Here is a 25,046-nt window from a genome sequence, read left to right as displayed (position 1 = left end):
CAATGATATTGATTCCCTTTTGCGCTACACAAGCCCTTTCGCCGCTTAAGACGTTTCAGCTTGATGAAACCGTAAAGGCTAATTGTAAAGATTGTAAATTCCTCACGAATGGTAACGAATCTCAATTGTGAGTCACAATTGCTTACATTAAGATCCGCCGCCTCAACACCTTGGGGAAGGTCCTTAGCAATGCGCCAGTACGTACCATCTGCAGTGAGTTCGCCACGCCTGATCGTATCCGCCATCGGCGTCGCGCTTAGCGCCTCGTCGGTGTATGCCGCCGACCCGGCCGCCAGCAGTGCCATCACCCTCGATGCCACCAGCGTCAACGGCAAGGCTGAACAAACCAGCACCGATTACAAGGTCGAAAAAGCCGCTTCGCAGAAGTACACCGCGCCGCTGGTGGACACCCCTCGCTCGGTTACCGTGATCCCGCAGCAAGTGATCAAGGACACCAATGCCCTGACCCTGCAGGACGCCCTGCGTACCGTGCCAGGCATCACGTTTGGCGCCGGTGAAGGTGGCAACCCGCAAGGCGATCGCCCGTTCATCCGTGGCTTCGACGCTCAGGGCGATACGTACCTGGACGGCGTGCGTGACACTGGCGCGCAAACCCGCGAAATCTTCGCCATCGAGTCGGTGGAAGTGGCCAAGGGCCCGAACTCGGCCATCGGTGGCCGTGGCGCCGCCGGCGGTACCATCAACCTGGTCAGCAAGCGCGCGCACCTGGGCAACTCGCTGGACGGTGCCTGGACCTGGGGCAGCGACCAGACCCAGCGCTACACCTTCGATGGCAACTACCAGTTCAGCGATACCGTTGCCGGCCGCCTGAACCTGATGACCCACGAAAGCAACGTTGCCGGCCGCGACAAGGTCAATTACGACCGCTGGGGTATCGCCCCGTCGCTGGCCTTCGGCCTGGGCACGCCGACCCGCGTCAACCTCGACTACTACCACCTGGAAAGCGATGACCTGCCGGATTCGGGCATTCCGTACACCATCCCGACCAACGGCAGCGCCGGGCGCACCTCGGCCCACCCGAGCAAGCCGAATGACGGCGGCGACAGCGACAATTTCTACGGCCTGACCGGTCGCGACTTCCGCAAGAGCCGTGTAGACATCGCCACCTTCGCGGTCGAGCACGACCTGACCGACTCGCTGACCATCAAGAACACCCTGCGTCACGGCAACAGCATGCAGGACTACATCCTGACCCAGCCTGACGACAGCAAGGGCAACGTCAACAACGGCAGCGTCTGGCGCCGTGCCAATACCCGCGTGGGCAACACCGCCACGACCACCAACCAGACCGACCTGTTCGGCGAGTTCTACGTCGGTGGCATGAAAAACAGCTTCTCGACCGGTATCGAACTGAGCCGCGAAGAGAGCGACCGTTCGTCCTACACCGTCGACACCGACACGGTCCCTGGCGGCGCTGCCAATACCAACTGCACCCCGGGCATGATCGGTGCCACCAGCGGCTACAACTGCACCTCGCTGAGCAACCCGAACCCGGATGACCCGTGGAACGGTGCCATTTCGCGCAACTACGCCGGCACCACCACCAACAGCAAGACCCGTGCACTGTATGTGTTCGACACCCTGGAGCTGACCCCCGAGTGGCTGGTCAACATGGGCCTGCGCTACGACCACTTCGACACCGACTACAAGACCTACAACGCTGCCGGCACCACCACCGCCAAAGGCAAGGATGTCAGCGAGTTCGTGACCGGCCAACTGGGCCTGGTGTGGAAACCGGCGGAAAACGGCAGTATCTACGTTTCCTACGCCACTTCTGCAACGCCACCAGGCTCGATGCTCGGCGAAGGTACAGAAGGCAACCCGCTGGGTGGCACCCCGGACCGTACCGGCAACCTGTTGGCCAGTGACATGGAGCCAGAGGAAACCACCAACTACGAAATCGGTACCAAATGGGACCTGCTCGACCAGCGCCTGTCGCTGACCGCCGCGCTGTTCCGCACCGAGAAGGAAAACGCCCGCGTCCAGGTGGACACCACCACCTACGAAAACGTCGGCGAAACCCGCGTACAAGGCATCGAACTGTCGGCCAGCGGCAAGATCACCGACAAGTGGCAGGTATTCGCCGGCTACACCTACATGCAGGCTCGCCAGATCGACGGCGGCCCACTGGGCAAGGCCAACGATGGCAACCAGTTGCCGAACACCCCGAACAACAGCGCCAGCCTGTGGACGACCTACTCGATCACGCCAAAGCTGACCGTGGGTGGCGGTGCGTTCTACGTGGATGACGTGTACGGCAGCGTGGCCAACACCACCATGGTCGACAGCTACGTTCGCTACGACGCCATGGCCGCCTACAAGCTGACCAAGAACGTCGACTTGCAGTTGAACGTGCAGAACCTGACCAACGAGGTGTACTACGACAAGGCCTTCTCTACCCACTTCGCCAACCAGGCGGCCGGGCGGACTGCACTGTTGACCACCAGCGTCCACTTCTAAAGCAACAACCAAGGGCCCCGTTCATTGAGCGGGGCTTTTGCGTATCAAGGCATAATGCACGCCGCGCAGTCTGCGGTAGCAACACAAGGTGATCGATGTGGTGAAGAAGACGCTGTTCCAATTGCACTGGTTCTTTGGCATCACCGCTGGCCTGGTGCTGGCCCTGATGGGCATCACCGGGGCCCTGTACTCGTTCCAGGAAGAACTGCTGCGTGCGTTCAATGCCGATGTACTCAAAGTCGAAGTGCGCGCCGAAGGCGTGCTGCCTCCGGCCGAGCTGGTGCAACGGGTCGAAGCCCAGCAGCATGACAAGGTGTCGATGCTGTGGGTGGATGTGCGTGAAGGCAACGCCGCACGTATCTTCTTCACGCCAGCACCGGGCGAGCGCCGAGGCGAGCTGCGCTATGCCGACCCATATACGGGCGAACTCAAAGGTGAAGTGGCCGGGCAAGGCTTCTTCAACCTCATGCTCAACCTGCACCGCTTCCTGGCCATGGGCGACACCGGCCGGCAGATCACCGGTGCCTGTACCCTGATGCTGGTGTTCTTCTGCCTGTCCGGCCTTTACCTGCGCTGGCCGCGCAAGGCGCTGGACTGGCGCACCTGGCTGACCTTCGACTGGGCCAAGAAAGGCCGTGCCTTCAACTGGGACCTGCACGCCGTGGCAGGCACCTGGTGCCTGCTGTTCTATCTTCTGTTCGCCCTTACCGGCCTGTTCTGGTCCTATGAGTGGTACCGCGAAGGCCTGAACAAGCTGCTGGCCGACGCCCCGGCAGCCGGCCAGCAACAAAAACGCGGCGAAGGCCGTGGCCGCCACGGCCCGCAGAAAGTCGACAAGAACGCCCCGCCACTGGTGGTCGACTATGACGCCATCTGGGCCAACCTCAAGGACGCCGCAGGCCCAGGCCTTGCCACGTACAACCTGCGCCTGCCACCGGTTGGCGGCCAGCCGGCCAACCTGTTCTACCTGCTGGACAGCGCCGACCACCCACGCGCCTTCAACACCCTGATGCTGGACCCGGCCACCGGCCAGGTAAAAAAACACGATCGCTACGCCGACAAATCCTTCAAGGCCCAACTGCTGCAGAGCGTCTACGCCCTGCACGTTGGCGAATACTTCGGCCTGCCAGGGCGCATCATCGTCACCCTCGCCAGCCTGACCATGCCGCTGTTCTTCGTCACGGGCTGGCTGCTGTACCTCGACCGCCGCCGCAAGAAGCGCCAGGTACGCGCAGCCCGTGGCAACGTTGCCAGCAGCAATGGCAGCGACGACAGCTGGTTGATCGGCTTCGCCAGCCAAAGCGGCTTTGCCGAGCAACTGGCCTGGCAAAGTGCCGGCCAGTTGCAGGCAGCTGGCTTGCCAGTGCAGGTACGTGCACTGGCCGAACTGCGTGAAGACGACTTGCGCCAGGCCCGCCGTGCGCTGTTCGTGGTCAGTACTTTTGGCGACGGCGAAGCACCCGACAGCGCCCGCGCGTTCGAGCGCAAGGTGCTCGGCCAGCCTTGGGCGCTGAACAACCTCAACTACGCCCTGCTCGCCCTCGGCGACCGTCAGTACCCGCACTTCTGCGGCTTCGCCCGCCGCCTGCAGGCCTGGCTGGGAGAGCGCGGAGCCAGCAGTGCATTCAGCCCAGTGGAGGTGGACAACGCCGACCAGGCCGCCCTGCAGCAATGGCAGCAGGAACTGGCACAACTGACGGGCGCCCAGCCGGTGGCCGCCTGGCAGCCGCCAAGCTTTGGCAACTGGTCACTGGTGCGTCGCGAACTGCTCAACCCGGGCAGCCAAGGCCAGCCGGTGTACTTGCTCGGCCTGCTGGCTGAAGAGCCTGCAAGTTGGGACGCTGGCGACCTGGTGGAGATATTGCCACTCAATGGGCAACCAAGGATCGACGCGTTCCTCAAAGGCATGGCGCTGGACGCCAGTGCACGGGTACACGTGAACGGTCTGGACGAAACCCTTGCCCAAGCCCTCGCTGGCCGCCAGTTGCCGGCGCGCCGTGATCACCTGATCGGCTTGCAGCCGCAAGCGCTGGTCGACGCTCTGGTGCCAATCGGCAGCCGCGAATACTCCATCGCCTCCATCGCCAGTGATGGCGTGCTGGAGCTGATCGTACGCCAGGAGCGCCATAGCGATGGCAACCTGGGCCTGGGCTCTGGCTGGCTCACCGAATACCTGCCACTAAACGGTACGCTGAGCCTGCGCCTGCGGCGCAACAGCGGCTTCCACCTGCCGGAGGCAGCTGCACCGATGATCCTGATCGGTAACGGCACGGGCCTGGCCGGCCTGCGCAGCCTGATCCGGGCCCGGGTGAACGCTGGCGAACAGCGCAACTGGCTGCTGTTTGGCGAGCGTAATCAGGCGCATGACCTGCTGTGTGGTGACGAGCTGCAAGGGTGGCTGCAAAGCGGCGACCTGGCACGCCTGGACCTTGCGTTTTCGCGGGATCAGGCCGAGAAAGTGTATGTGCAGGATGTGTTGCTGCAGCAGGCCGAGGAATTCAAGCGCTGGGTCGCGGATGGCGCCTGTGTGTATGTCTGCGGCAGCCTGCAAGGGATGGCTGCGGGGGTAGATGCGGCGCTCAACGGCATGCTTGGGGAGGCCGCAGTGCAGCAGTTGATCGAGGATGGGCGGTATCGGCGAGATGTTTACTGATCATTCATTGATGTAGCGGGTACTGGCCTATCGCCGGCTAGCCAGCTCCCACAGGTACAGCACCGGGCCCGAGGGCAGTGGGTTACCTGTGGGAGCTGGCTTGCCGGCGATAGGGCCGGTACAGGCTGTCAGTGTAAATCGAAGGTATCGGCATCCAGGTTGGCCGGGAATTTGGCCCGGTACGCCGCCAGTTCCGCAGCGCTCAACACGGCGGTAAATACCCCGTCTGCCTCACCGGCACTGAGCAGGCTCTCGCCCTGGAAGTCCAGCACCTGGCTGTCGCCCGAATAAGCAAAGCCCTTGCCGTCCGTGCCCACCCGGTTCACGGCCGCCACATAGCACAGGTTCTCGATGCCTCGCGCCGGCAGCAGACGATTCCAGTGCTGACGGCGCGCCGCCGGCCAGTTGGCGGTATACAGCAGCAGGTCCGTGTCCTGAGCGTCACGGCTCCACACCGGGAAGCGCAGGTCGTAGCAAATCAGCGGGCGGATCCGCCAGCCCTTGAGCTCGAACTGCACCTGGCGTTCACCGGGGGTGTAGTGCTTGTGCTCACCGGCCATGCGGAACAGGTGGCGCTTGTCGTAGTGCAGAATTTCGCCGTCCGGCCGGGCCCACAGCAGGCGATTGCGGTGGCTGCCATCGGCGGCCTGGATGATCACGCTGCCGGTAATCACCGCGTTGTACTTCTTCGCCTGGGCCTTCAGCCACTTATAGGTCGGCCCATTTTCCGGCTCGGCCAGGCTTTCGGACTGCATCGAGAAACCCGTGGTGAACATCTCCGGCAAGATCACCAGATCCACCTCCCCGACCTGTTCCAGCAGCACCTCGAAGTGCGCATAGTTGGCCTCGCGGTCGTGCCAGGCCAGGGTCGTTTGCACCAGGGCGACTTTCAGGTTGGGCAGTGTGCTCAGATCGCGCATAGTCGTTCCGCTGCCTGACGCAGCGTCTCCTCACGTTTGGCAAAGCACAGGCGTACCAGGCGTTGCTCGGGGATGGGTTGCTGGTAGAACACCGATACCGGGATGGTCGCCACACCGTGCTCGCGGGTGAGCCACAGCGACATGTCGACATCGTTCAGGTCCGGGCGGATCTGCGAGTAATCCACCAGCTGGAAATAAGTGCCCGCCGTGCGGGTAAAGTTGAAGCGTGAGCCCTCCAGCAAGCCGCAGAACAGATCGCGCTTGGCCTGATAGAAAGCCGGCAGTTCATCGATATGCTCAGGGTGCTCGGCCATGAAGTCGGCCAGGGCGCACTGCAGCGGCGTCACGCCACAGAAGTTGACGTACTGGTGCACCTTGCGCAGCTCTGCACTCAACGCCGGGGGCGCAATCACATAGCCGGTCTTCCAGCCGGTCACGTGATAGGTCTTACCGAACGAGCTGACCACAAAGGCACGTTGATACAACTGCTCGTGGGCCAGTACGCTGGCGTGGTGGACGCCGTCGTACACCAGATGCTCGTAGACCTCATCGCTGACCAGGTAGATATCGCGGTCGGCAATCAGCATTGCCAACTGTTCAAGGTCTTCGCGGGTGATCAGGGCGCCACTTGGGTTGTGCGGCGAGTTGAGGATGACCATGCGGGTGCGCGGGCTCAGGGCCTCGCTGAACTTCTGCCAGTCGATACGGAAGTCGCCGTCGCTCAGTTGCACATGCACGCAGCGACCACCGGCCAGTTGCACCGAAGGTTCGTAGCTGTCGTAGCACGGGTCGAAGACAATGACCTCGTCACCGGCATGGACCACCGCCTGGATGGCACAGAAGATCGCCTCGGTGGCACCAGGGGTGATGGTCACTTCCTGGTCGGCATCCACCTGTGCGCCATACAGCCGCGCCACCTTGGCCGCCACCTGCTGGCGCAAGGCCGGCAGGCCGGTCATTGGCGAATACTGGTTGTGCCCGGCAGCCACATGCCGGCCCACTGCATCGAGCAGGGCCTGCGGGCCGTTGAAATCAGGGAAACCCTGGGACAGGTTGAGCGCGCCAGTCTGCACGGCGAGCTGGGACATGGTGGTGAAGATGGTCGTGCCGACATTCGGCAGTTTGCTGCGGATCATGGAGCCCTCTTTCCTGGGGTGTATCCGGCACGGGGTGGAGTCCGAGCATAGCGGATCAAGCAGTCAGGAAAAAGGTTGAAACAATAGGGGGATTGCTCTGGATCAAAGGGCCTCTTCGGGGTGAACCCGCTCCCACAGGTGCTGCACAATATTCAAAATCTGTGGAGGACCTGTGGGAGCGGGCAAGCCCGCGAAGAAGCTGACGCGGAATCAGCGCTTGTCGCGGCGCTTCTTCTCGGCCTTCTTGTGGTGCGACATCAAGCGGCGCTTCTTGTTGACCTGGCGGTCGGTGAGGGTGTTCTTCTTGCCCTCGAACGGGTTCTCACCGCCCTTGTACTCGATGCGGATCGGTGTGCCGACCAGTTTCAGCACGCGGCGGTAAGTGTTTTCCAGGTAACGGGAGTAGGACTTGGGAATGCTCTCGGTCTGGTTACCGTGGATCACGATCAGCGGCGGGTTGGCACCACCCAGGTGGGCATAGCGCAGCTTGATGCGACGGCCGTTGACCAGCGGCGGCTGGTGCTCGCTGACCGCATCTTCGAGGATCTGTGTCAGGCGGCTGGTTGGCCAGCGGGTCACAGCCGAAGTGAACGCGGCCTGCACCGACTTGTACAGGTTGCCCACGCCGGTGCCGTGCAAGGCGGAGATGAAGTGGATGTCGGCGAAGTCGACGAAGAACAGCCGGCGCTCCAGCTCGGTCTTCACGTAGGCACGCTCACCCGGCTCCATGCCATCCCACTTGTTCAGCGCGATGACGATGGCGCGGCCGGCTTCGAGGGCGAAGCCCAGCAGGTTCAGGTCATGATCAACCACCCCTTCACGGGCGTCCATGACGAAGATGACGACGTTGGCGTCCTTGATCGCCTGCAGCGTCTTGACCACCGAGAACTTCTCGACTTCCTCGTGGATCTTGCCGCGCTTGCGCACCCCGGCGGTGTCGATGAAGGTGTACTTGTCACCATCACGCTCGAACGGGATGTAGATACTGTCTCGGGTAGTACCCGGCTCATCGTAGACCACCACACGTTCTTCGCCGAGCATGCGGTTGACCAGGGTCGACTTGCCGACGTTCGGGCGGCCGATGATGGCGATCTTGATGCCATCCTTCTCGCTTGGGCCAGGAATGCGCACGGCCTCCTCGCCTTCTGCGACGTCCTGGTCGAGGGCTTCTTCCTCGGCATCACGCGGCAGGTGGCCGAGCACAGCTTCCATCAGGGCGCTGATACCACGACCTTGGGAGCCCGCCACCGGAATGGCGTTGCCCATACCCATCGGCGAGAACTCGGCGCGAGCCACGTCGGGGTCGATGTTGTCGATCTTGTTGGCGACCAGAATCGCCGACTTGTTGCGCTTGCGCAGGTGCTCGGCAATCATCTGGTCGGCGGCGGTCATACCGGCGCGGGCGTCGACCAGGAACAGCACGTAGTCGGCTTCTTCAATGGCCATGAGCGACTGCTCGGCCATTTTTTCATCCATGCCCACTTCGTCACCGGTAATACCGCCGGTGTCGATCAGGATGAAGGAACGACCCTGCCAGCTGGCATCACCATACTGGCGGTCACGGGTCAGGCCTGACAGGTCACCCACGATTGCATCGCGGGTTTTGGTCAGGCGGTTGAACATGGTGGATTTGCCGACGTTCGGGCGGCCCACCAGGGCAATTACGGGAACCATCGGCTCTCCACTCTCGAATTCTTGAAAATGCAAAGGCCGCTGCAAGGCAGCGGCCGGAGTTTGGGCGGCGTGTCCTACGCCGCAGCTTGAAACCCGTCAAGGTTTCAAGCATAGCTTCAGCGGATGGTCAGTGCCTCGAGCTTGCCGCTGTTGCCGAAGACATAGATGGTGTCGCCGACCACAAGTGGGCGGGCGCGCAGGCCATCGCTGTCGATACGTTCACGACCAACGAAGCGGCCATCCACCTGGCTCAGCAGGTGCAGATAACCTTCAAAGTCACCCACAGCCACGTAGCTGCTGAACACTTCAGGAGCGGTCAACTGGCGGCGAGCCATGCTGTCGTTGCTCCACAGGGCGCTGGAAGAGCGCTCATCCACGCCTTCCACGGTACCCGAGGCTTCGCTGACGTAGACGTTACCGAAGCCCTGTGCGACACCTACATAGCTGGAAGCATCGCGCTGCCACAGCTCGCGGCCGCTTTCCAGGTCGAGGCCAGCTACACGGCCCTGGTAGGTGCTGACGTACAGGGTACCACCAGACAGCAGCAAGCCGCCGTCGATATCAACCACACGGTCCAGCTCGGAACGGCCCTTGGGGATGGCCACGCGGCTTTCCCACACCGGCACGCCGTTGTTGATGTCCACCGCGACCACCTTGCCGGTGGACAGGCCGGCGACGGCCAGGCGATTGGTGGCAATCGGTGCACCGGTGCCACGCAGGGTCAGCACGGCCGGGGAGTTCTCATAGATCCAGCGGCGGTCACCCGTGGCGGCATCCAGGCCGATCAGGCGGTCGTCCTGGGTCTGCACCACGACCACGTCACCGTTGTTGGCAGGCGGGGCCAGCACTTCGCTGGTCACGCGCGAGCGCCAACGCTCTTCACCGGTGCTGGAGTCCAGGGCGATGACTTCACCCTTGAGGGTGCCGAGCATGACCAGGCCATAGCCCACGCCAACCGCGCCGGAAACCTGCAGCTCCAAGTCCTTCTTCCACACCACATCACCGGTGATGCGGTCGAGGGCGAAGACTTCGCCGTTGACGTCGGAAGCGTAGATACGGTCGTTCTCGATGGCCGGTACCAGGGTGTTGTAGGTCTCACCCTGGCCGTCACCGATCGAACGGCTCCACTGCTTCTTCAGCACCACTTCCTCGGTGAACTTGGTCAGCTCGGCCGGGGGCAGTTCCTTCTTGCTGTTGCTGCTGCAACCGGCGGCCAGTACGGCCAGGGTCAGCACTGCTGCATGTTTCCAACCGATCACTTACGCGTCCCCTTTAGCCAGGTCATCCAGCTTCAATTGCAGGCCACCGACCGCCGCCTCATCCGACAGCGCAGCCTTGGCTTTCTCGTAAGCGCTGTGCGCGTCGTCGGCGCGACCCAGCTGCACCAGCAGGTCACCCTTCAATTCTTCACGGCTGGCCAGGAAAGCCTTGTCGGCGTCGCCGTCCAGCAGCTTGAGGGCATCCTCGGCCTTGTTCTGGGCTGCCAGCACGCGAGCCAGGCGCTGGCGCGAAATCTCGCCCAGGGTCACATCGGCCGGCTTGTCCAGCACGCCTTTGAGCTCGGCAGCGGCGTCGTCGAGCTTGCCGCTCTCGACCGCGACCTTGGCTACGAACAGGCTACCGTACTGGGCGTAAGCGGTGCCGCCAAACTCGCTCTTGAGCTTGCTGGCCAGTTCCGCGACCTTGGTGGCGTCTGGCTGGCCAGTCGGCGTCAGGCTGGTTTCAATCAACGCCTGATACAGCTGCGAGGCACCTTGGGACTGGTTGTTCTGGTACTTGTGCCAGGTATTCCAGCCCAACACCACCACGCCTGCCAGCAACGCGCCAGTCAGCAGCGGCTTGCCGTTGCGGTTCCACCAGTCCTTGACCCCTGCCAGGTCATCATCATCGGTACTCGACACCCCAATACTCCTTTTCGCCTATTCGCTTGTTGAACCGCGTTACGCTTGCGCGATCGCGGTTTCCAGGTGCTCTGCCAGAGCATCCCAGGCAATGTTCTGTTGTTCACCCTGGCCACGCAGGGGCTTGAAGCCGATTTCTTGCCTGGCCAGTTCCTCGTCACCGAGGATCAGGGCGAACAGCGCCCCGCTCTTGTCGGCTTTCTTGAACTGGCTCTTGAAGCTGCCACCGCCTGCGTTCACCGCCAGGCGCAGGCCCGGCAAGCGGTCGCGCAGGGTTTCGGACAAGCGCAGGCCTGCCAGCTCGGCCTGCTCACCGAAGGCGCACAGGTAGACGTCGATCTGGCGGCTGATGGATTCCGGTACCTTGCCCAGGGTTTCCAGCAGCAGGATCAGGCGCTCGATACCCATGGCGAAACCGACGCCGGTGGTCGGCTTGCCGCCCATCTGCTCGACCAGGCCGTCATAGCGGCCGCCGGCACACACGGTACCCTGGGCGCCCAGCTTGTCGGTGACCCACTCGAATACGGTCTTGCTGTAGTAGTCCAGGCCGCGCACCAGCTTGGTATTGATCACGAACGGAATGCCGGCGGCGTCCAGGCGGGCCTTGAGGCCTTCAAAGTGCACGCGCGACGCTTCGTCCAGGTAATCTTCCAGCTTCGGCGCACCCACCAGCACCGCCTGGGTGTTCTGGTCCTTGCTGTCGAGGATACGCAGCGGGTTGCTCTTCAGGCGGCGCTGGCTGTCTTCATCCAGTTGCTCCAGGCGCGCCGAGAGGAACTCGACCAGCGCATCACGGTAGCGCGCGCGGGCTTCGCTGGTACCCAGGCTGTTAAGCTCCAGCTTGACCGCGTCCTGGATGCCCAGCAGGCCCCAAAGGCGCCAGGTCAGCATGATCAGCTCGGCGTCGATGTCCGGACCGTCCAGGTTGAACACTTCCACGCCAATCTGGTGGAACTGGCGGTAGCGGCCCTTCTGCGGGCGCTCATGGCGGAACATCTGGCCGATGTACCACAGTTTCTGCACCTGGCCGTTGCCGGTGATGCCATGTTCCAGCACGGCACGGACGCAAGCGGCGGTGCCTTCGGGACGCAGGGTCAGCGAATCGCCGTTACGGTCTTCGAAGGTGTACATCTCTTTTTCGACGATGTCGGTCACTTCACCGATCGAGCGCTTGAACAGCTCGGTGAACTCGACGATCGGCGTGCGGATCTGGCTGTACCCGTAGGTGTCCAGCAGACCGGCCACGGTGCCTTCGAAGTAGCGCCACAGTGGCGACTGTTCTGGCAGGATGTCGTTCATGCCACGGATGGCTTGCAGCGATTTGCTCACGAAAAGTCCTTACGAATTCTGTGTGTCAGCCACGGGCGATCAGCGCCGCGTCGGCTTCGACCTTTTCGGCCGCTTTCTGACGGATGAGCCTTTCCAGCTCATCGACCAGGTTGTCATTGGTCAGTTTCTGCGCCGGCTTGCCGTCGATGTAGATCAGGTTCGGCGTGCCGCCGGTCAACCCTACATGGGCTTCCTTGGCTTCACCGGGGCCGTTGACCACACAACCGATCACCGCCACGTCCAGCGGCACCAGCAGGTCTTCCAGGCGCCCTTCCAGCTCGTTCATGGTCTTGACCACATCGAAGTTCTGCCGCGAGCAGCTCGGGCAGGCGATGAAGTTGATGCCACGCGAACGCAGGTGCAGCGACTTGAGGATGTCGTAGCCGACTTTCACTTCTTCGACCGGGTCGGCCGCCAGCGAGATACGGATGGTATCGCCGATGCCCTCGGCCAGCAGCATACCGAGGCCGACGGCGGATTTCACCGTCCCCGAACGCAGGCCACCGGCTTCGGTGATGCCCAGGTGCAGTGGCTGCACGATCTGCTTGGCCAACAGGCGGTAGGCTTCGACGGCCATGAACACGTCGGAGGCCTTGACGCTGACCTTGAAGTCCTGGAAGTTCAGGCGGTCCAGATGTTCGACATGGCGCAGGGCCGACTCGACCAGCGCCGCCGGGGTGGGTTCGCCGTACTTCTTCTGCAGATCCTTTTCCAGAGAACCGGCGTTGACACCGATACGGATGGGGATACCACGGTCGCGGGCAGCGTCGACCACGGCGCGTACACGGTCTTCGCGGCCGATATTGCCCGGGTTGATCCGCAGGCAATCGACGCCCAGTTCGGCCACGCGCAGGGCGATCTTGTAGTCGAAGTGGATGTCGGCAACCAGCGGTACGCTGACCTGTTGCTTGATCTTGCCAAACGCCTCGGCCGCGTCCATGTCCGGCACCGAAACCCGCACGATATCCACGCCGGCATCGACCAGGCGCTGGATTTGCGCCACGGTGGCGGCGACATCGTTGGTATCGGTGTTGGTCATGCTCTGCACCGCGATAGGGGCATCACCACCCACCGGCACATTGCCGACCCAGATTTTGCGGGATTCGCGACGTTTGATCGGAGATTCGCCGTGCATGACTTACTGTCCCAACTTCAGGCGAGCAGTCTCGCCACTGGTGAACGGGGCAACATCGACGGCCTGGCCGTTGTAGCTGACCTGGGCGCCCCGGGCAAAGCCCAGGCGTACCGCGAACGGCGGTTTGCCGGTCAGCTCGAGGTTGTCCCCCTTGCGCTTGACGGCGCTGAACAGCACCTTGCCGTTGCCATCGGACACCTGGGTCCAGCAATCGGCGGTGAACTGGATGGCGACCTTGGCGCTGCCTGCCGGTACTGCGGCGGGCTCGGCAGCGGCCACGGCAGCTGCAGGTGCTACAGGCGCAGCGGCGGCCGGTGCAGCTGGTGCTACCGGCGCAGGCGCTACGTTGGCTGCAGATTGCGCAGGCGCCTGCCGGGCGGGTGCGGCAGCAGCCAATTGCGCCGGGCTTGCCGGCGCCTGTTCGGCGGCAGCGGCAGGCTGCTCGGCAGTGCCCTGCTCCAGTGCCAGCGGCGCGCTCTCGGGCTGCTGGCCTGCGGTAACCGCCTGATCTTCAGGTTCGTCGAGCGGGTGAATCTGGGTGGTGCCGTCGGCACTTTCGACTTCGACGTGCTCCAGAGCGATCTTGGCCAGGTCCTTGCCACGCAGGCTGCCCTGGTCCTGCCACCAGACGAAGCCACCGCCGACCACGACCACCAACAACAGCAGGCTGACGCCGCGCAGAATATTGTGCGACAGGCGTACTGGCTCTTCGATACGCCCCAGCGAGTGCACATCGCTGCCTTTGGCGTGGGTACCGGTGTAGCGGTCGAAGGCCTCTACCAGGGTGGCCTGGTCAAGGTCCATCAATTTGGCATAGGCGCGGATATAACCACGGGCGAATGTATGACCGGGCAGCTTGTCGAAGGCGCCGGTTTCCACATGGTTCAACGAACTGACAGTGAGGTTGAGCTTGCGGGCCACCTCGGCTTGAGACCAGTCCCGTTTCTCACGGGCCAGGCGCAAAAGCTCACCGGGGTTCTGGCCAGGCGCTACTGCTACTTCGGGATGCGCGGCGTTCATCGTTGCTCCGACAGGTATTGCTGATATTCCGGCGTACCGGGATAAAGTCGTTGTAATTGCTGGCCCAGCTCGGCCAGTGTGCCCTGCTCGTCGAACACCCTGGCAAGGCGGCTACCCAGCAGCAGGCTACGGGCATCGTGGTCGCTCAACTGGCTGAAACGATCGTAGTAGTCCCGGGCCGGCACATAATGCCTGTTTTCGTAGGACAACTCAGCCATTTCCAGCAACGCTTTTGGTTGCCGCTGGTTGAGTTGCAACGCTTTGAGCAGATACGCGTGCGCCTGGTCGCGGCGTTCGAGCTTCAGGGCAGTCAGGCCCAGGTTCTCGTACACGCGTGAGCGCTCAGGATACAGGGTATCGCTACTGGCGAGGCGAAACATCTGCTGGGCCTCGGCAAATCGCCCCTGAGCATAAAGGAAACTGCCGTAATTGTTGCGAATTCGCGTATCGCCAGTGCGGGCCAGCAAGGCCTTGTGAAAGTGCGCTTCGGCCAACACCGGCTCGCCTTCGGCCTGGAACACCATCGCCAGGGCGGCGTGCGCGTCGGCATCACGGCTGTCGAGGGCCAGGGCCTTGCCCAGCGGCGCCTTGGCCTGCCCGGTCAAACCCTGTTGCAAATAACCCAGACCTAGCTGCACGTAAGCCCGCCCCGCTTCCACCCTGCCCTGGCGGCTGGCCAAGGGGTCGCCCGCGCCGCCCGACACGCAGCCGGCCAGCAGCGAAAGCGCAAGGATCGACAGCGCAGCGCGCAGGCTCATGGGCAAGGTCCCGGTCAGTGGCTGGCGGCGCTGTCTTGCAGCTCGATGTCCGCGGAAAGCTGGCGTACGGCGATGTAGCGCTCACTGCGACGGGTACGGTCGTTGACCTGGCCGACCAGCTGGCCACAGGCGGCATCGATGTCCTCACCACGGGTGGTGCGGGTGGTGACGTTGAAACCACCGTGGTGCAACAGGTCCTGGAAGCGACGAATGGCGTTGTTGCTCGGCCGCTCGTAGCCCGAATGCGGGAACGGGTTGAACGGGATCAGGTTGATCTTGCACGGCACATCGCGCAGCAACTCGATCATTTGCGCGGCATGCTCAGGCTGGTCGTTGACGTCCTTGAGCAGGGTGTACTCGACGGTGAGCACGCGCTTGCCACCCAAGGTGGACATGTAGCCCATGCACGATTCCAGCAGCACTTTCAGCGGGTACTTCTTGTTGATCGGTACCAGCTTGTTGCGCAGCTCGTCATTCGGCGCGTGCAGCGACAGGGCCAGCGACACGTCGATGTGCTTGGCCAGTTCGTCGATCATCGGCACCACGCCCGAGGTGGACAGGGTGACGCGACGCTTGGAAATGCCATAGCCCAGGTCATCCATCATGATTTTCATGGCGGCAATGACGTTGTCGAAGTTCAGCAAGGGCTCGCCCATGCCCATCATGACCACGTTGGTGATCGCGCGGTCGACTTTGGCAGGGACGGTCCCGAAGGATTTGTTGGCAAGCCACACCTGGCCGATGACTTCAGCGGCAGTGAGGTTGCTGTTGAAGCCCTGTTTGCCGGTGGAGCAGAAGCTGCAGTCCAGGGCACAGCCGGCTTGCGACGATACGCACAGGGTGCCGCGATCGTCGGTAGGAATATAGACGGTCTCGACGCAGCTGCCGGAGGCAACGCGGATCACCCATTTGCGGGTGCCGTCGGCGGAAATGTCTTCACTGACCACTTCCGGTGGGCGAATCTCGGCAACGGCCTCGAGCTTTTCGCGCAAGGCCTTGCCTACGTTGGTCATGGCCGCAAAGTCGGACACGCCAAAATGGTGAATCCATTTCATCACCTGGCCGGCACGGAAGCGCTTTTCCCCGATCGAGTCGAAGAATTGTTCCATTTCCGGCTGGGTCAGACCCAACAGGTTGATTTTGCCAGTAGATGTCGTCATGGATTCACCCTCACCCGTAAGCTTTCGCTTAGCGAGTGGTTACCTCGGTAGCAGCGAAGAAGTAAGCGATTTCGCGAGCAGCAGCAGCTTCGGAGTCCGAACCGTGAACGGCGTTGGCGTCGATCGACTCGGCGAAGTCAGCACGGATGGTGCCGGCAGCAGCTTCTTTAGGGTTGGTAGCGCCCATCAGCTCACGGTTCAGAGCGATGGCGTTTTCGCCTTCCAGAACCTGTACAACGACCGGGCCGGAAGTCATGAAGGCAACCAGGTCACCGAAGAAGCCGCGCTCGCTGTGCTCAGCGTAGAAGCCTTCGGCTTCGGCTTTGGACAGCTGTTTGATTTTCGAGGCAACGATTTTCAGGCCGGCTTCTTCGAAGCGAGTGGTGATCTTGCCGATGACGTTTTTGGCAACTGCGTCAGGCTTGATGATCGAGAAAGTACGTTGAACAGCCATGGAAAACTCCAGAATATGAGTGTTACGAAAAATTAAACCCGCGAATTATACGCGGGTTTCAGGGGATTGCCTAACCTGCAAGTGACGCTTAGTCGGCTTCGTCGATCCAGGCGCCCTGGATTGCCTCGAGCACTTTCTCACCGCCGCGTGACGGATCGTCGCTGAAGTCTGGCAATGCCAGCACCCAACGGTGCAGGTCCACGAAATTCACATAACGAGGATCGACCTCAGGCTTGCTTTCTGCAAGCTGGATTGCGATCTCAAGTACATCAACCCATTTCAGACTCATGTACAGGCCCTCAGTGCGGTGCTTCGGCAGCGTGGTTGAGCGAATACTTGGGTATCTCGATGGTCAGGTCTGCATCACCTACAACCACCTGGCAACCCAGGCGCGACTGCGCTTCCAGGCCCCATGCCTTGTCCAGCATGTCCTCTTCAAGCTCGTCGGCCTCTTTGAGGGAATCGAAGCCCTTGCGCACGATGCAGTGGCAAGTGGTGCAGGCCTTGACGCCGCCGCAGGCGCTTTCCATCTCGATGTGATGGTCGTGGGCCAGTTCCAGGATATTGGTCCCCGGCTCGACCTCCACGGTCAGCCCTTCAGGGCAGAACTTCTCATGCGGCAGGAATGTCACCAGCGGCATCGGTTACTCCTCGATCTCATTCAGGTTGCGCCCGGCCAGTGCGGCTTTCACCGTCGAATCAAGGCGACGGGCGGCAAATGCGTCGGTCACCTGCGACAGACGCTTGGTCTGTTGCTCGATGGCTGCGCCATCGGTGCCGCTCAGCAAATCACGTAGTTCTTGCATCTGGAATGCAATGGCATCGCGCTCGTCACTGCTGAGCAAGCGGTCACCGTCGGCGTCCAGGGCGCCCTGTACTGCTTCGAGCAGGCGCTCGGCGTCCACCTGGTGCTCGCGCAACTGACGGGCCTGCTTATCGGTACCTGCGTGTTCGAAGGAGTCCTTGAGCATGCGGGCGATTTCGCCGTCGGTCAGGCCGTAAGACGGCTTGACCTGGATGCTTGCTTCCACGCCCGAACCCAGTTCGCGGGCCGCAACGCTGAGCAGACCATCGGCATCCACCTGGAAGGTCACGCGAATTTTGGCAGCGCCGGCAACCATCGCCGGGATACCGCGCAGCTCGAACCGTGCCAGCGAGCGGCAGTCGCTGATCAGCTCGCGCTCACCTTGCAGGACGTGGATCATCATAGCCGACTGGCCATCTTTATACGTCGTGAACTCCTGTGCACGGGCCACCGGAATGGTGGTGTTGCGCGGGATCACCTTTTCCATCAGTCCACCCATGGTCTCAAGACCGAGCGACAGCGGAATGACATCAAGCAGCAACAGTTCGACACCTTCGCGGCGGTTGCCGGCCAGGGTATCGGCCTGGATGGCGGCACCAATGGCCACAACCTGATCAGGGTCGATCGAAGTCATCGGGGCGCGACCAAACAGCGCGCCCACGGCTTCACGCACCCGCGGCACACGGGTCGAACCACCGACCATGACCACGGCACTGACTTCTTCGAGCTCGACGCCACTGTCGCGCACAGCGCGACGGCAAGCCTTGAGGCTGCGGGCAACCAATGGCTCTATCATGGCTTCGAAGGCCGTGCGGCTCAGTTCGCCCTGCCAGCTGCCATGGCTGACGCTGACCACGTCGGCGTCGGTCAGGGCTTCCTTGGCAGCGCAGGCGGTTTGCAGCAACTCACGCTGAGTGGCTGGGTCCAGGTCGGACGACAGGCCAGCCTGCTCGATGATCCAGCCGGCAATGGCGTGGTCGAAATCGTCACCGCCCAGGGCGGTATCGCCACCGGTAGCCAGCACTTCGAATACGCCAGCGGTCAGGCGCAGGATGGAAATATCGAAGGTACCACCACCCAGGTCATAGATGGCCACCACGCCTTCGGCGTTCTGGTCCAGACCATAGGCCACGGCGGCTGCGGTTGGTTCGTTGAGCAGGCGCAGCACGTTCAGGCCAGCCAGGCGCGCAGCGTCCTTGGTGGCCTGGCGCTGGGCATCGTCGAAATAGGCCGGCACGGTAATCACCGCACCAACCAGCTCGCCACCCAGGGTCGCTTCGGCGCGCTCGCGCAGCACTTTAAGGATATCAGCGGACACTTCCACCGGGCTTTTCGGCCCCTGCACGGTGTCGATGAACGGCATGTGCGACTCGCCGCCGACAAAGCGGTATGGCAGCTGCTCGCCCAATTGCTTGACGTCGGCCAGACCGCGCCCCATCAGGCGCTTGACCGACAGCACGGTGTTCAGCGGGTCACTGGAAGCGGCATCACGCGCGGCCTGCCCCACTTCGTTGCGCCCTTCGAGGTAGCGCACCGCGGACGGCAGAATCACGTTACCCTGCGCGTCGGGCAGGGGCTCGCTACGGCCGCTGCGTAATGCGGCGACCAGAGAGTTGGTGGTACCCAGGTCGATCCCCACCGCCAGGCGGCGCTGGTGCGGCTGAGGGCTTTGACCGGGTTCGGCAATCTGCAGTAGGGCCATGCTTATCTGAATACCTTAGGTGCCATCACGGGCAGCACCGGGTTAATCGTCGAGGCGCTCTTCCAGCTGGCGCACTTCTTGGGCGAGCTTGTCGAGGAACTGCATGCGGCGCATCAGGCGCTCGGCCTTGTCGCGCTCGCCTGGGGCATCCCAGCAGGCGGCAAAGTCCTCGTTCAGCGTGTCCTGGGCGGCCTTCAGGCGCTTCTTGAACACGCCGACACCGTCAAGGTCGGCTTCGTCCTGCAACTCTTCGAGCTCTTCACGCCACTGCATTTGCTGCAACAGGAATTCTGGGTCATGGACCGTGACTTCCTGAGGCACTTCGTGGCCGCTGATGGCCAGCAAATAGCGGGCCCGACGCGGCGCACTGCGCAGGGTCTGGTAGGCGTCGTTGAGGGCTGCGGACTTTTCCAGCGCTACGCGCTGCTCACGCTCGGAGGCGTCGGCAAAGCGATCAGGATGGACTTCGCGGGCCAGCTCGCGATAGCGAGTGGCCAGCTTGTCCAGATCCAGGCGGAAGCTTGGCTGGAGGTCAAACAATGCGTAATGACAAGGAGTACCCACAGCCAGCCTCAAACGTTGAAGCTTTCGCCGCAGCCACACTCACCGCGCACGTTGGGGTTGTTGAACTTGAAGCCTTCGTTCAACCCTTCCTTGACGAAATCCAGCTCGGTGCCATCGAGGTAGACCAGGCTCTTGGGATCGATGATCACCTTTACGCCGTGGTTCTCGAACACCTGGTCTTCATCCGCCAGTTCGTCGACGAACTCCAGCACGTAGGCCAGGCCCGAGCAACCGGTGGTGCGCACGCCCAGGCGAATGCCCTCACCTTTGCCGCGCCCGTCAAGGGAACGGCGAATGTGGTTGGCGGCGGCTTCTGTCATGCTGATAGCCATCAGGACTCCTTACATCGCAACAGGCGACTTAGATCAAGCCTTTCTTCTGCTTGTAATCGCGTACAGCTGCCTTGATGGCATCTTCGGCGAGTACCGAGCAGTGGATCTTGACCGGCGGCAACGCCAGTTCTTCAGCCAGCTGGGTGTTCTTGATGGTTTCGGCTTCGTCCAGGGTCTTGCCCTTCATCCACTCGGTGGCGAGGGAGCTGGAAGCGATGGCCGAACCGCAGCCGTAGGTCTTGAACTTGGCGTCTTCAATAACGCCCTGCTCGTTGACCTTGATCTGCAGGCGCATAACGTCGCCGCAAGCCGGGGCGCCGACCATGCCGGTGCCAACGTCCGGGTCTTCGGCATTCATCTTGCCGACGTTGCGCGGGTTTTCGTAGTGGTCGATGACCTTTTCACTGTATGCCATGGTGCAATTCCTTCCTCATCAGGGAGCCGCTCTTGCCGGCGACTGCTTAGTGGGCGGCCCACTCGATCTTGGAGATGTCAACGCCGTCTTTGTACATGTCCCACAGCGGCGACAGCTCACGCAGTTTGTTGACGGCCTCGCAGACTTTCTGCGCGGCATAGTCGACTTCTTCTTCGGTGGTGAAACGGCCGAAGGAGAAGCGGATCGAGCTGTGCGCCAGCTCGTCGTTGCGGCCCAGAGCGCGCAGTACGTAGGACGGTTCGAGCGATGCGGAGGTGCAGGCCGAACCGGACGATACGGCGATGTCCTTCAGCGACATCAGCAGCGATTCGCCTTCGACGTAGTTGAAGCTCAGGTTCAGGTTGTGCGGCACGCGGGCGGTCTTGCTGCCATTGACGTACAGCTCTTCAAGGTCCGAAACCTGCTTGAAGAAGCGGTCGCTCAGGGCCTTGATGCGCACGTTTTCGGCGGCCATTTCCTGCTTGGCGATGGCGAAAGCTTCGCCCATGCCGACAATCTGGTGGGTTGGCAGGGTGCCCGAACGCATGCCGCGCTCATGGCCACCGCCGTGAATGATGGCTTCAAGGCGTACACGCGGCTTGCGGCTGACATACAGCGCGCCGATGCCTTTCGGGCCGTAGGCCTTGTGCGCCGAGAACGACATCAGGTCGACTTTCAGCTTTTGCAGGTCGATTTCGACCTTGCCGGCCGACTGGGCGGCGTCGACGTGGAACAGGACGCCGCGTGCGCGGGTCAGTTCACCGATGGCGGCGATGTCGTTGATCGAGCCGACTTCGTTGTTCACGTGCATCAGCGAGACCAGGATGGTGTCGTCGCGCAGCACCGCTTCTACCATGGCCGGGGTGACGATGCCGTCTTCGCCCGGTTCCAGGTAGGTCACTTCGAAACCTTCACGCTCCAGCTGGCGAGCAGTATCCAGGACCGCCTTGTGCTCGATCTTGGAGGTGATGATGTGCTTGCCCTTGGTCTGATAGAAGTGCGCGACCCCCTTGAGTGCGAGGTTGTCGGACTCGGTGGCACCGCTGGTCCAGACGATTTCGCGCGGATCGGCGTTGATCAGTTCGGCAACCTGACGACGGCCGTTCTCGACCGCTTCCTCGGCTTTCCAGCCGAAGACGTGGGAGCGCGAAGCCGGGTTACCGAAGTTCCCGTCGACCAGCAGGCAGTCGGCCATTTTCTGGGCCACACGTGGGTCGACCGGGGTGGTCGCAGAGTAATCGAGGTAGATCGGCAACTTCATTTGTCTCTCCTATCAGGCGGTGGCGTCGCTCGTCGTCCCAGGGGGATCAATCGACGGCTGACGTCTCAATCTTGTCCAGCTGGGCGGTTCGGCCTGCGACACGACGCAGGTCCTGGCGCTGGGCAACTTCCTGCACCTCACGGCGCATGACGAGGTCGGCCAGGCTGATGCCGCTGAGGAATTCATGGATCTGCTGGCTGAGGTCGCACCACAGGTGGTGAGTCAGGCAGGTATCACCGGCATGGCAGTCCCCAAGGCCCTGGCACCGGGTAGCATCGACCGATTCATTGACCGCATCGATGACCTGGGCCACCTGGATGGTTTCCATGCCCCGCGACAGCTGGTAGCCACCGCCTGGACCGCGCACACTGGAAACCAGGCTGCTACGGCGCAGCTTGGCGAACAGCTGTTCCAGATAAGAGAGGGATATGCCCTGGCGCTCGGAAATGTCGGCCAAAGACACCGGCCCATGCTGCGCGTGCAACGCCAGGTCAAGCATGGCAGTCACGGCGTATCGGCCTTTGGTAGTCAGTCGCATGGCTATTGGGTACCACGGGAGTTTCGGGATGTGTCGAGTATGCGATTCCCGAGCATTTAAGTCAACTATTAGACCTACTGCTTTAGTCGGGTTTGCATCAGGGAGGCGGGCGCGATTGTAGCAGACGAGGGGCGTGAGCACACGCCCCGTATGTCACCATGGGTTCAGTGCGGCGTAATCAATGCGACTGAGTGTCGCGCTGGACCACCTGGGCAACCTCGGTGAAATCATCTTCCGGCAGCGCGGGCAGCTCCTTGGCGCAGTAATCGCTACCCATCTTGGTCAGGGCGCCACACATGCCCTCCAGCCGCTCGTCGACCGCCTGTAGATGATCGAGCATCTGGCCGATGGCACGCGCCACCGGGTCGGGCATGTCACCACTGACACCGTAGGCATCGAAGCCTATCTTCTCGGCCATGGCCTTGCGCTTGGCCTCGACTTCGGTGTCCTCGCTCTTGACGATGATGCGCCCCGGGATGCCCACCGCCGTGGCGCCGGGCGGTACCGCCTTGGTCACCACCGCGTTGGAGCCGATCTTGGCCCCGGCGCCGACGGTGAACGGGCCCAGCACCTTGGCCCCCGCCCCCACCACCACGCCGTTCTCCAGGGTAGGATGGCGCTTGCCTTTATTCCAGCTGGTACCGCCCAGGGTCACGCCCTGGTAAAGGGTGACGTCATCGCCGATCTCGGCGGTTTCGCCGATGACGATACCCATGCCGTGGTCAATGAAGAAACGCCGGCCGATTGTGGCACCGGGGTGGATCTCGATACCGGTCAGCCAGCGCCCGAAGTTGGACACCAGCCGGGCCAGCCACTTGAAATCACGCTTCCACAGGGCATTGCCCAGGCGGTGCAGCCAGATGGCATGCATACCCGGGTAGCAGGTGAGCACCTCGAAGGCATTGCGCGCAGCCGGGTCACGGTGGAATACGCTTTGAATATCTTCACGCAGGCGTTCGAACATCTGTCAGTCCTTCCGTTTATGCGGCTCGCCCCGGACCACTTTCTGGGTCTCGGTGAGGATGCCGCGCAAAATGCTCATTTCCGAACGCTCGACCGCCACCCGCCCATAAAGCCGGCGCAAGCGCGGCATCAGGTGCTTGGGCTTTTCGGGGTCGAGGAAGCCGATGCCCACCAGGGTTTTCTCCAGGTGGTCGTAGAACAGCTCCATTTCGTCCATCGTCGCCAGCTCGCTGGCGTCAACCTTCTCGACTTTGCCCGGCGCTTCGCCGGCGGCCAGCCAGGCCATGCGCACCTCGTAAGAGAGCACCTGGACAGCGGCCGCAAGGTTCAGCGAGCTGAAGTCGGGGTTGGAGGGAATGTGCACGTGGAAGTGACATCGCTGCAGTTCTTCGTTGGTCAGGCCGGCGTGTTCACGCCCGAACACCAGGGCGATCTCTTCACCACCCTTGGCATGCTCCACCGCCTTGGCCCCGCACTCGCGCGGGCCAATCAACGGCCACGGGATGCTGCGCTCACGGGCGCTGGTCCCCATCACCAGGTTACAGCCGACCAGCGCCTGTTCAAGGCTGTCGACCACCTGGGCGTTATCCAGCACGTCGTCGGCACCCGAGGCGCGGGCACTGGCATCCAGGGCGGGGAATTCTTTCGGCTGTACCAGCACCAGGCGCGACAAGCCCATGTTTTTCATGGCACGCGCAGCGCCGCCGATGTTGCCGGGGTGGCTGGTATTGACCAGAACAACACGAATATTTTGCAGCAAGGTGTTGTGCTCACAGATGCAGGAATCAGGGCATCCGATCTTACAGAACCGACAGACGTAACGCCATGAAAGCAAATGTGACACTTCTGCCGACAAAGTTTTCTGCTAGAATGATCGGCTTTCTTCTTTAACATCTCCAGGTGACCCGCCCATGCAGCCTATGCTGAATATCGCCCTGCGCGCCGCTCGCAGCGCCAGTGAACTGATTTTCCGCTCCATCGAACGCCTGGATAGCATCAAGGTGGACGAGAAAGAGGCTAAGGACTACGTTTCCGAGGTTGATCGTGCCGCCGAGCAGAAGATCGTCGACGCGCTGCGCAAGGCCTACCCGAACCACTCCATCCAGGGTGAAGAGACGGGCATGCACGCGGGCACCGGCGAAGAAGGTAAAGACTACCTGTGGATCATCGACCCACTGGACGGCACCACCAACTTCCTTCGCGGCATCCCCCACTTCGCCGTCAGCATCGCCTGCAAATACCGTGGCCGCCTTGAGCACGCCGTGGTGCTCGACCCCGTACGCCAGGAAGAATTCACCGCCAGCCGCGGCCGTGGCGCCCAGCTCAATGGCCGCCGCCTGCGTGTAAGCTCGCGCACCAGCCTGGAAGGCGCCCTGCTGGGTACCGGCTTCCCGTTCCGTGATGGCCAGATGGCCGACATGGACAACTACCTGGGCATGTTCCGCGCCCTGACTGGCCAGACCGCCGGCATCCGCCGCGCCGGCTCCGCCAGCCTGGACCTGGCCTATGTGGCCGCTGGCCGTTTCGACGCCTTCTGGGAGTCGGGCCTGGCCGAGTGGGACATGGCAGCCGGCGTGCTGCTGATCCAGGAAGCCGGTGGCCTGGTGAGCGACTTCAACGGTGGCCACGACTTCCTCGACAAAGGCCACATCGTTGCAGGCAACATCAAGTGCTTCAAGGCCGTACTGACCGCTATCCAGCCACACCTGCCGGAAAGCATGAAGCGCTAAGCGCGGATTGCCAGAAAGCCAAAAGCACCCCTCGGGGTGCTTTTTTTATACCTGACAGCTTCGCATTGCCTGAGCCGGCCTCTTCGCGGCTAAACCCGCTCCCACAGGGATCGCG

General features: G+C 62.3%; 24 protein-coding genes. 3 read left to right on the top strand and 21 right to left on the bottom strand.

Features of this window, described 5'->3' with window-relative positions; translation table 11 throughout:
• Positions 1–189: 189 nt before the first annotated feature.
• Positions 190–2,481 carry a TonB-dependent receptor gene (locus ACK1VC_RS27160; RefSeq protein ID WP_197884339.1) on the top strand — a complete coding sequence of 764 codons (2,292 nt, stop codon included), beginning with the start codon at positions 190–192 and terminating at the stop codon, positions 2,479–2,481.
• A 97-nt stretch (positions 2,482–2,578) separates the two neighbouring features.
• A complete protein-coding gene (locus ACK1VC_RS27155; RefSeq protein ID WP_102667680.1) occupies positions 2,579–5,134 on the top strand; it encodes a PepSY domain-containing protein in 2,556 nt (851 codons plus the stop codon).
• A 128-nt stretch (positions 5,135–5,262) separates the two neighbouring features.
• On the opposite strand, the gene ACK1VC_RS27150 is transcribed toward ACK1VC_RS27155, so the two are convergent.
• The 21 genes from ACK1VC_RS27150 to trmJ form a co-directional block, all read right to left on the bottom strand.
• Positions 5,263–6,054: an amidohydrolase gene (locus ACK1VC_RS27150; protein ID WP_016484984.1), complete on the bottom strand. Its 792-nt coding sequence runs from the start codon at positions 6,052–6,054 to the stop codon at positions 5,263–5,265.
• Complete coding sequence (locus ACK1VC_RS27145) at positions 6,042–7,190, bottom strand: pyridoxal phosphate-dependent aminotransferase (protein ID WP_060517640.1); 1,149 nt, start codon at positions 7,188–7,190, stop codon at positions 6,042–6,044. The genes ACK1VC_RS27150 and ACK1VC_RS27145 overlap by 13 nt, the downstream gene beginning before the upstream one ends.
• 210 nt (positions 7,191–7,400) lie before the next feature.
• On the bottom strand, positions 7,401–8,864 hold the full coding sequence (gene der / locus ACK1VC_RS27140) for a ribosome biogenesis GTPase Der (RefSeq protein WP_016484982.1): 1,464 nt from the start codon (positions 8,862–8,864) through the stop codon (positions 7,401–7,403).
• A gap of 116 nt (positions 8,865–8,980) precedes the next feature.
• Entirely contained in the window at positions 8,981–10,123 is a 1,143-nt protein-coding gene (gene bamB / locus ACK1VC_RS27135; RefSeq protein ID WP_003248513.1) for an outer membrane protein assembly factor BamB, read from the bottom strand.
• Positions 10,124–10,765, bottom strand: coding sequence for a tetratricopeptide repeat protein (locus ACK1VC_RS27130; protein ID WP_016484981.1), 642 nt, complete (start codon positions 10,763–10,765; stop codon positions 10,124–10,126).
• Positions 10,766–10,804: 39 nt separating this feature from the next.
• Complete coding sequence (hisS, locus tag ACK1VC_RS27125; RefSeq protein WP_016484980.1) at positions 10,805–12,094, bottom strand: histidine--tRNA ligase; 1,290 nt, start codon at positions 12,092–12,094, stop codon at positions 10,805–10,807.
• Between the two features lie 25 nt (positions 12,095–12,119).
• A complete protein-coding gene (gene ispG, locus ACK1VC_RS27120; RefSeq protein ID WP_016484979.1) occupies positions 12,120–13,229 on the bottom strand; it encodes a flavodoxin-dependent (E)-4-hydroxy-3-methylbut-2-enyl-diphosphate synthase in 1,110 nt (369 codons plus the stop codon).
• A gap of 3 nt (positions 13,230–13,232) precedes the next feature.
• Positions 13,233–14,249: a RodZ domain-containing protein gene (locus tag ACK1VC_RS27115; RefSeq protein ID WP_016484978.1), complete on the bottom strand. Its 1,017-nt coding sequence runs from the start codon at positions 14,247–14,249 to the stop codon at positions 13,233–13,235.
• On the bottom strand, positions 14,246–15,007 hold the full coding sequence (pilW, locus tag ACK1VC_RS27110) for a type IV pilus biogenesis/stability protein PilW (protein ID WP_102689335.1): 762 nt from the start codon (positions 15,005–15,007) through the stop codon (positions 14,246–14,248). The genes ACK1VC_RS27115 and pilW overlap by 4 nt, the downstream gene beginning before the upstream one ends.
• Before the next feature lie 14 nt (positions 15,008–15,021).
• A complete protein-coding gene (gene rlmN, locus ACK1VC_RS27105; protein WP_191087297.1) occupies positions 15,022–16,167 on the bottom strand; it encodes a 23S rRNA (adenine(2503)-C(2))-methyltransferase RlmN in 1,146 nt (381 codons plus the stop codon).
• 28 nt (positions 16,168–16,195) lie between these two features.
• A complete protein-coding gene (gene ndk / locus ACK1VC_RS27100; RefSeq protein ID WP_012316140.1) occupies positions 16,196–16,621 on the bottom strand; it encodes a nucleoside-diphosphate kinase in 426 nt (141 codons plus the stop codon).
• An 88-nt stretch (positions 16,622–16,709) separates the two neighbouring features.
• Positions 16,710–16,910: a Fe-S cluster assembly protein IscX gene (iscX, locus tag ACK1VC_RS27095; protein WP_016484975.1), complete on the bottom strand. Its 201-nt coding sequence runs from the start codon at positions 16,908–16,910 to the stop codon at positions 16,710–16,712.
• Positions 16,911–16,920: 10 nt separating this feature from the next.
• The gene (gene fdx / locus ACK1VC_RS27090; RefSeq protein WP_016484974.1) at positions 16,921–17,262 is read right to left on the bottom strand and encodes an ISC system 2Fe-2S type ferredoxin; all 342 of its coding nucleotides are present in this window, start codon (positions 17,260–17,262) and stop codon (positions 16,921–16,923) included.
• A gap of 3 nt (positions 17,263–17,265) precedes the next feature.
• Positions 17,266–19,128 (bottom strand): Fe-S protein assembly chaperone HscA, encoded by a 1,863-nt coding sequence (hscA, locus tag ACK1VC_RS27085; protein WP_197884341.1) that lies wholly within the window; start codon positions 19,126–19,128, stop codon positions 17,266–17,268.
• A 42-nt stretch (positions 19,129–19,170) separates the two neighbouring features.
• Positions 19,171–19,692: a co-chaperone HscB gene (gene hscB / locus ACK1VC_RS27080; RefSeq protein ID WP_016484972.1), complete on the bottom strand. Its 522-nt coding sequence runs from the start codon at positions 19,690–19,692 to the stop codon at positions 19,171–19,173.
• An 8-nt stretch (positions 19,693–19,700) separates the two neighbouring features.
• The gene (gene iscA / locus ACK1VC_RS27075) at positions 19,701–20,024 is read right to left on the bottom strand and encodes an iron-sulfur cluster assembly protein IscA (protein ID WP_003248536.1); all 324 of its coding nucleotides are present in this window, start codon (positions 20,022–20,024) and stop codon (positions 19,701–19,703) included.
• A 28-nt stretch (positions 20,025–20,052) separates the two neighbouring features.
• The gene (iscU, locus tag ACK1VC_RS27070) at positions 20,053–20,439 is read right to left on the bottom strand and encodes a Fe-S cluster assembly scaffold IscU (RefSeq protein WP_003248539.1); all 387 of its coding nucleotides are present in this window, start codon (positions 20,437–20,439) and stop codon (positions 20,053–20,055) included.
• 46 nt (positions 20,440–20,485) lie between these two features.
• Complete coding sequence (locus tag ACK1VC_RS27065) at positions 20,486–21,700, bottom strand: IscS subfamily cysteine desulfurase (protein ID WP_016484971.1); 1,215 nt, start codon at positions 21,698–21,700, stop codon at positions 20,486–20,488.
• A gap of 46 nt (positions 21,701–21,746) precedes the next feature.
• Positions 21,747–22,238, bottom strand: a complete 492-nt coding sequence (gene iscR, locus ACK1VC_RS27060) for a Fe-S cluster assembly transcriptional regulator IscR (protein ID WP_008092572.1) — start codon at positions 22,236–22,238, stop codon at positions 21,747–21,749.
• 178 nt (positions 22,239–22,416) lie between these two features.
• A complete protein-coding gene (gene cysE / locus ACK1VC_RS27055) occupies positions 22,417–23,202 on the bottom strand; it encodes a serine O-acetyltransferase (protein WP_016484970.1) in 786 nt (261 codons plus the stop codon).
• Between the two features lie 3 nt (positions 23,203–23,205).
• A complete protein-coding gene (gene trmJ / locus ACK1VC_RS27050; RefSeq protein WP_023049495.1) occupies positions 23,206–23,961 on the bottom strand; it encodes a tRNA (cytosine(32)/uridine(32)-2'-O)-methyltransferase TrmJ in 756 nt (251 codons plus the stop codon).
• 151 nt (positions 23,962–24,112) lie between these two features.
• Between trmJ and suhB the strand changes: the two genes are divergently transcribed.
• On the top strand, positions 24,113–24,931 hold the full coding sequence (gene suhB / locus ACK1VC_RS27045; RefSeq protein WP_019472646.1) for a type III secretion system regulator SuhB: 819 nt from the start codon (positions 24,113–24,115) through the stop codon (positions 24,929–24,931).
• Positions 24,932–25,046 lie beyond the last annotated feature (115 nt).

The organism is Pseudomonas sp. XP2 (assembly GCF_053557975.1).
The sequence above is the reverse complement of the archived record's forward strand: the minus strand, read 5'-3'. Positions and strand labels throughout refer to the sequence as shown.